A 6,190-nucleotide genomic window follows, 5' to 3' on the forward strand; every position below is an offset into this window, starting at 1 on the left:
CCGCCGGAACTGGCACGGTTTTTGCACCTCAGCGACCGTTGAGAACGATGATAACGGTCGGCTTCCGCAAAAACCGTGCCAGTTCCGGCGGCGGGGCAGTCGATTTCGGCGGTGTCGGTGTGAGACGAGCCCGCCGCGGGGCGGGCTCTTCGGCTGGGTTTGGGCGGGTGCTTAGAGGTCCGGCTCGACGGTCAGCTCCTCGTCGCTTCCCGCGTCCTCGTCGACGGTCAGCAGCTCGTCGTCGGGTCGTGGTCGGCCGCCGTTGCGGCTGCTGAAGTGGTAGAGTCGCCAGACGAGATTGATCTCGCAGGTCGGGTTGGCGCTCCAGTCGGGGTGGGGGCGGCGCTGTTTGAAATCGTAGAGGTCCAGCAGGCCGCTCATCGCGGCGACATAGGGCAGGCTGACGGTCTCCGGGGCCAGGGCGCCGCTGTCGAGGAGTTCGAGGGGGCCGGCCTGGGGCTCCTCGGCGGTGTCCCAGCCGTTGTTGCGGCCGTGTTCGTAGAGACGGCGCTCGTCGTCGTTCTTGGTGTAGCCGAACCACCAGCCCGGGTAGACCATCAGTACCATCCCGGTGTCGGTGGCGTACTCGCCCAGGGGTGTCAGGTCGAGGGCCTCGGGCCGGCGCAGGCCGTCGAGGCTGGTCACCAGGTTGAAGCTGCGTGGCCGGGGGCGGACGACATGGTCGCCGTTGCCGGCCAGGGCGGGCAGGGTGCCGACGTAGATGCTGACGTTGCGCCGGCCGAGGGCGTAGAGGCCGGCGTTGGCGATGATGCACTGGGTCTGGGAGCGGTCGAGGGCCACCACGTGGGCGAAGCGCTCGGCGAGGGCGTCGGTGTAGAAGCCCAGGCCGCAGCCGATCTCGAGGGCGGCGCCCTCCATCTCGGCGGTGCCGAGGACCTCGCGGGCGAAGGCTTCGCGACGTTCCAGCTCGGGGGCTTCGGCGGTGAGCTGGGGTCCGTAACGGCGGGCGATGGTCTGCTGGGCGTCTAGACCCAATGAAGCGGGATAATCGGGCATCCGGCGGGTTCCCCCTTGGCAACGGCGGGTGATCGTCTTACAATGCAGTTGGCGCGGCGAGCCCCTGACGGCGGCAAGCCGGATCGATATCAGTTTAGCAGTATATGGCGTTTCTTCTCCAGCCCGGGCGGTTTTTTTCCGGATTCGTCCGGCGGTTCGACCGTATCCGTCAGGGCGGTGCGTTAGGATAAGAATCGACACGGTAAAGAACAGCACCGCGGGAGGTTGATGATGGAATGGTTGCCCTGGGTCATCGGTGGAATAATTGGTCTCATCGTCGGCGGGATCATCGCCGGTCTGCTGGCGCGGCTGCGTCGCGGAAACGCCGTCAGTCGGGCGCAGCACGACGAGGTCGTCCAGCAGCGGGTCACGCTGGAGGAGCGGGTCTCCCAGCTCGAGCAGCGCCGCCAGGAGTTGAGCGGCGAGAACCGCCAGCTGGACGAGCGGCTGGATTCCCTGGAACGCCAGAAAGCCGCCGCCGAGGCCACGCTCAAGGCGGAGCGCGACAACCTGGCCGAGCAGAAGAGGTTGCTGGACGAGGCGGAGAAGAGGCTCAAGGACGCCTTCACCGCCCTGGCCGCCGAGGCCCTCGGCAAGAGCAGCGAGTCCTTCCTCAAGAGCGCCGAGGAGCGGCTCAAGGGGACGACGAAGCCGCTGACCGAAAAGCTGGAGCAGTACCGCCAGTTGACTCAGAAGATCATCGGCGACTACGGCGGTGTCGACAAACAGTTGGACAAGCTGGACAAGCAGACCCGCCTGCTGGTGGACGCCCTCAAGCGTCCCCAGGTCAGCGGTCGCTGGGGCGAGACCACCCTGCGGCGCCTGGTCGAGCTGGCCGGGATGTCCGATTACTGCGACTTCGACGAGCAGGTCACCGTGAGCGGCGAGCAGGGCCGCCTGCGGCCGGACATGGTCGTGCGCCTGCCCAACGAGCGGGTGGTCGTCATCGACGCCAAGACCTCGGGGGACCATTACCTCAAGGCCCTGGAAGCCGACACCGACGAGGACCGGGCGGCGGCGATGAGCGAGTACGCCCGGACCGTCAAGGATCGCCTGAACGAGCTCTCGCGCAAGGGTTACACCGAAATGTTCGAGCACACCCCGGAGTTCGTCGTCCAGTTCCTGCCCAACGAGGCCTACTTCGTCGCCGCCCTGGACATCGATCCCACGCTGATCGAGACCGGCTGGAAACAAGGCGTCATGCTGGCCTCGCCGACTACGCTGATCTCCCTGCTGCTGGCCGTGGCCCAGGGCTGGAAGGAAGAGAAGCTCAAGGACACCGTCGAGCTGATCGCCAAGGAGGGCGGTGAGCTCTACGACCGGCTCTGCATCATGGGCGAGCACGTCGTCGATCTGGGCAAGAAGCTCAACGGCGCCGTCTCCTCCTACGATGACTTCGTCGGCTCTGTCGAGGGACGGCTGCTGCCCTCCGCCCGGCGGCTCAAGGAGCTCAGCGCGAGCACCAGTCGTCCATTGCCCGAGATGAACCCCTTGGCCCGCCACAGCCGCGTCGCCACGGCCGCCGAGCTCACCGCCGGAACCGCCGCCGAGGCCGAAGCCGACAGCGATTCCGGCGTCGAATCTTACGACGGGAACGGCGCCTGAGGCGCCGCCGCCATGCTGGCCTTCACCGGGCGGTTTTGTTAGAATGCGGACGGTTTGAACCGTCCGCTTCACTTTTTTTCGGTACCCTCACCAGGAGGCATCAATGCCCAAGATGCTGGAGATTCGCTGGCACGCCCGCGGCGGCCAGGGCGCGGTCACCGCTTCGAAGGTCCTGGCGGACGCCGCCCTCGAGTCCGGCAAGTACGTCCAATCCTTCCCGGAGTACGGCTCGGAACGCATGGGCGCACCGATCAAGGCCTTCAACCGTATCAGCGACGAACCGATCATCATCTACTCCCAGGTCACCGACCCGGACATCGTCGTCGTTCTCGACGAGACCCTGCTGACGAACATCGACGTGGCCGAGGGTCTGGTCGACGACGGGATCATCCTGATCAACACCGAGGCCTCCCCGGCCGAGATCCGGCAGAAGATCGTCAACGGCTCCAAGTACCGCATCTTCACTATCGACGCCACGAGGATCAGCCGCAAGCACCTGGGGCGGCGGATGCCCAACACGCCTACCATCGGCGCGCTGACCAGCCTGATCGACCTGCTGGGCTCCCGGGAGATCGCCGACAGCTTCAGCCGCAACTACAGCCAGAAGTTCGCCAAGGACGTCGTCGAAAGCAACGTCGAGGCGATCCTCGAGGCCGCCGAGGCCGTCTCCGACGCCGCCGAGGCCAAGGGCGAGGGCGGCCGTGAGGAGATGGCTTCGAGCTGGACCGGCACCGAGCCCTACACCAAGCTGCCCCGGGCCGGGGTCATCGTGGCCAGCGACAAGCACGAGCACATCTACGCCGGCAACTCCGACGACTACAACACCGGCGCCTGGCGCGCCGACCGGCCCGTCTGGCACGAAGACAAGTGCATCCACTGCTTCCGCTGCTTCATCTTCTGTCCGGACTCGGCGATCACCTTCGACGCCGAGACGCGCAAGGTCACCGGCCACGACTACTTGCACTGCAAGGGTTGCGGTCTGTGCGCCGAGGTTTGCCCGGACAAGGTCCGCGCCATCACCATGACCAAGGAAACCGTCGAGTAACCTTTCAGCGTTCAGCTTTCGTCGTTTCCGCGCCTTTCTCCGCCTGCGCGGCGCGACGATAAGGAGGATAACGTGGCAGAGAAGACCCTAGCCCTGACGGGCAATCAGGCGGTCGCCTACGCCATGATGCAGATCAACCCCGACGTGGTGGCGGCCTACCCGATTACCCCGCAGACGGCCCTGATGCAGAAGTTCGCCGATTTCCATTCCGACGGCGACGTGGACACCGAGCTGGTGCTGGTCGAGAGCGAGCACTCGGCGATGAGCGCCTGCGTGGGCTCCTCGGCCGCCGGGGCGCGCACGATGACGGCCACCAGCGCCAACGGTCTGGCGCTGATGTTCGAGATCGTCTACATCGCCGCCTCGACCCGGCTACCCATCGTCATGCCCGTGGTCAACCGGGCCCTGTCGGCGCCGATCAACATCCAGTGCGACCATTCCGACTCGATGGCCTGCCGCGACTCGGGCTGGATCCAGCTCTACAGCCGCAACGCCCAGGAGGCCTACGAGAACACCATCATGGCCGTCCGCATCGCCGAACACCCCGACGTGCTGCTGCCGACGATGGTCTGCCTGGACGGCTTCATCACCTCCCACGGGATGGAGAACGTCACCGTCTACGACCACGGCAAGGTGCAGGAGTTCATCGGCACCTACCATCCGACCAACCACCTGCTCGATCCCGAGCTGCCGGTGACCATCGGCCCGCTGGACTTCTCCGACTATTACTTCGAGCACAAGCGCGGCCAGATCGACGCCATGAACGCCGCCCGCGACGTGATCCTCGAGGTCTCCCGGGAGTTCGGTGACGAGTTCGGCACCCGGGACTACGGCTACTTCCGCACCCATCACCTCGAGGACGCCGAGACGGCGATCGTGGTGCTCAACTCGACCGGCGGCACCGTCGAGTACATGATCGACGAGCTGCGCGGCCGCGGCGAGAAGGTCGGCGGTCTGTTCCTGCGGACCTTCCGGCCCTTCCCCGGTGAAGAGCTGGCCGAGGCCCTGGGCCATGTCAAGGCCGTGGCGGTGATGGACCGCATGGAGAGCTTCGGCGCCCTGGGCGGTCCGGTCTACAGCGAGCTGCGCTCGGCCCTCTACGACGCCGGCGCCCGACCCGGGATCGTCAGCCGGACCTACGGCTTGGGCGGCAAGACCGTCGACAACGAGCACGTCGAACAGCTCTACGGCGACCTGCAGAAGCTGGCCGCCGGCAAGGAAATCGAGCAGTACGGTTACATCAACCTGCGCGTGCCCGACGGGGCCGCCGTTTAACCCGGGAGGTGTCAAGCATGGCAAGCTTCAAGGAAATCGCCGCCACCACGCCGCAGCGCCTCGCCGGGGGTCACCGGATGTGCGCCGGATGCGGCGCCACGATGATCATGCGCCAGGCCCTGCACAGCCTCGAGCCCGAGGACGAGCTCGTCGTCACCGCGGCCACGGGCTGCATGGAGGTCTCGACCACCATCTATCCCTACAGCGCCTGGCGCTGCTCTTACATCCACAACGCCTTCGAGAACTCCGGAGCCACCTGCTCCGGCGCCGAGACGGCCTACCGGGCCCTGAAGAAGAAGAACCGCGTCGAGGCCAACTACAAATTCCTGGCCTTCGGCGGCGACGGCGGCACCTACGACATCGGTCTGCAGAGCCTCTCCGGAGCGATGGAACGCGGGCACGACATGGTCTACCTGTGCTACGACAACGAGGCCTACATGAACACGGGCTACCAGCGCTCCGGGGCCACCCCCCACGCCGCCAGCACCACCACGGCGCCGGCCGGCAAGGAGTCCTACGGCAAGGTTCAGTTCAACAAGGACCTGACCGGGATCATGACCGCCCACCGGCTGCCCTTCGTCGCCCAGGCCGTGGCCAGCAAGCCCCAGGACTTCATGCGCAAGATGAAGACCGCCTTCTACACCGAGGGCCCCTGCTTCGTCAACGCCCTGTCGCCCTGCATCCCCGGCTGGCGCGTCGCCCCCAACCAGAGCTTCGATCTGGCCGAACTGGCCGTCGAAACCTGCTTCTGGCCGCTCTACGAGGTCGTGGACGGCGAGTGGAAGCTGAACTACAAACCCAAGGAGAAGAAGCCCGTCGTCGATTGGCTGATGCTTCAGGGCCGCTTCCGCCACCTGTTCAAGCCCGACCTGCGCCAGGATATCATCGACGCCATCCAGCACGAGGTCGACCGCCGCTGGCACGAGCTGTTGCTCAAGTGCGGCGAGGGAGCCTAGCTAAGAAACAGATAAGTGCTGCTCCCCGCCGCTGAAGCTGGGAGCAGCATGCATCTCTTGCCAGACGACGGCGGTCCCGGACGGGGCCGCCGCTGGTTAGATAAGGCCCGTAGGGGCTGGGTTTTCATCCCGCCCGCGGCGGGATCGTTAAGGCATCATGTAACCTGAGCGGACCAGATGAGCAGTGCATCCTGCGGGTAGTCGGGAGTGTTTTCGTCGTCGCGATGCTTGAAGCGGAACGACCCTTCTCTGATAAAGCGCCTGAAGTTGCGTTTGAAGCCAGCGTGAGCGG

At 65.9% G+C, this 6,190-nt stretch carries 5 protein-coding genes; 4 read left to right on the forward strand and 1 reads right to left on the reverse strand.

Annotated elements, in window-relative coordinates; all coding sequences use genetic code 11:
* Positions 1 to 171 precede the first annotated feature (171 nt).
* Complete coding sequence (locus tag GF399_01905; GenBank protein MBD3399068.1) at positions 172 to 1,017, reverse strand: methyltransferase domain-containing protein; 846 nt, start codon at positions 1,015 to 1,017, stop codon at positions 172 to 174.
* A 228-nt stretch (positions 1,018 to 1,245) separates the two neighbouring features.
* On the opposite strand from GF399_01905, the gene rmuC reads away from it, so the two are divergent.
* From rmuC to GF399_01925, 4 genes are all read left to right on the forward strand, one after another.
* A complete protein-coding gene (gene rmuC, locus GF399_01910; protein MBD3399069.1) occupies positions 1,246 to 2,622 on the forward strand; it encodes a DNA recombination protein RmuC in 1,377 nt (458 codons plus the stop codon).
* Positions 2,623 to 2,725: 103 nt separating this feature from the next.
* On the forward strand, positions 2,726 to 3,667 hold the full coding sequence (locus tag GF399_01915; protein MBD3399070.1) for a 4Fe-4S dicluster domain-containing protein: 942 nt from the start codon (positions 2,726 to 2,728) through the stop codon (positions 3,665 to 3,667).
* A 123-nt stretch (positions 3,668 to 3,790) separates the two neighbouring features.
* On the forward strand, positions 3,791 to 4,942 hold the full coding sequence (gene porA, locus GF399_01920; protein ID MBD3399071.1) for a pyruvate ferredoxin oxidoreductase: 1,152 nt from the start codon (positions 3,791 to 3,793) through the stop codon (positions 4,940 to 4,942).
* A 17-nt stretch (positions 4,943 to 4,959) separates the two neighbouring features.
* Complete coding sequence (locus GF399_01925; protein ID MBD3399072.1) at positions 4,960 to 5,898, forward strand: pyruvate ferredoxin oxidoreductase; 939 nt, start codon at positions 4,960 to 4,962, stop codon at positions 5,896 to 5,898.
* Positions 5,899 to 6,190: the final 292 nt, after the last annotated feature.

Source organism: Candidatus Coatesbacteria bacterium, from assembly GCA_014728225.1.
Classification (GTDB): domain Bacteria; phylum RBG-13-66-14; class RBG-13-66-14; order RBG-13-66-14; family RBG-13-66-14; genus WJLX01.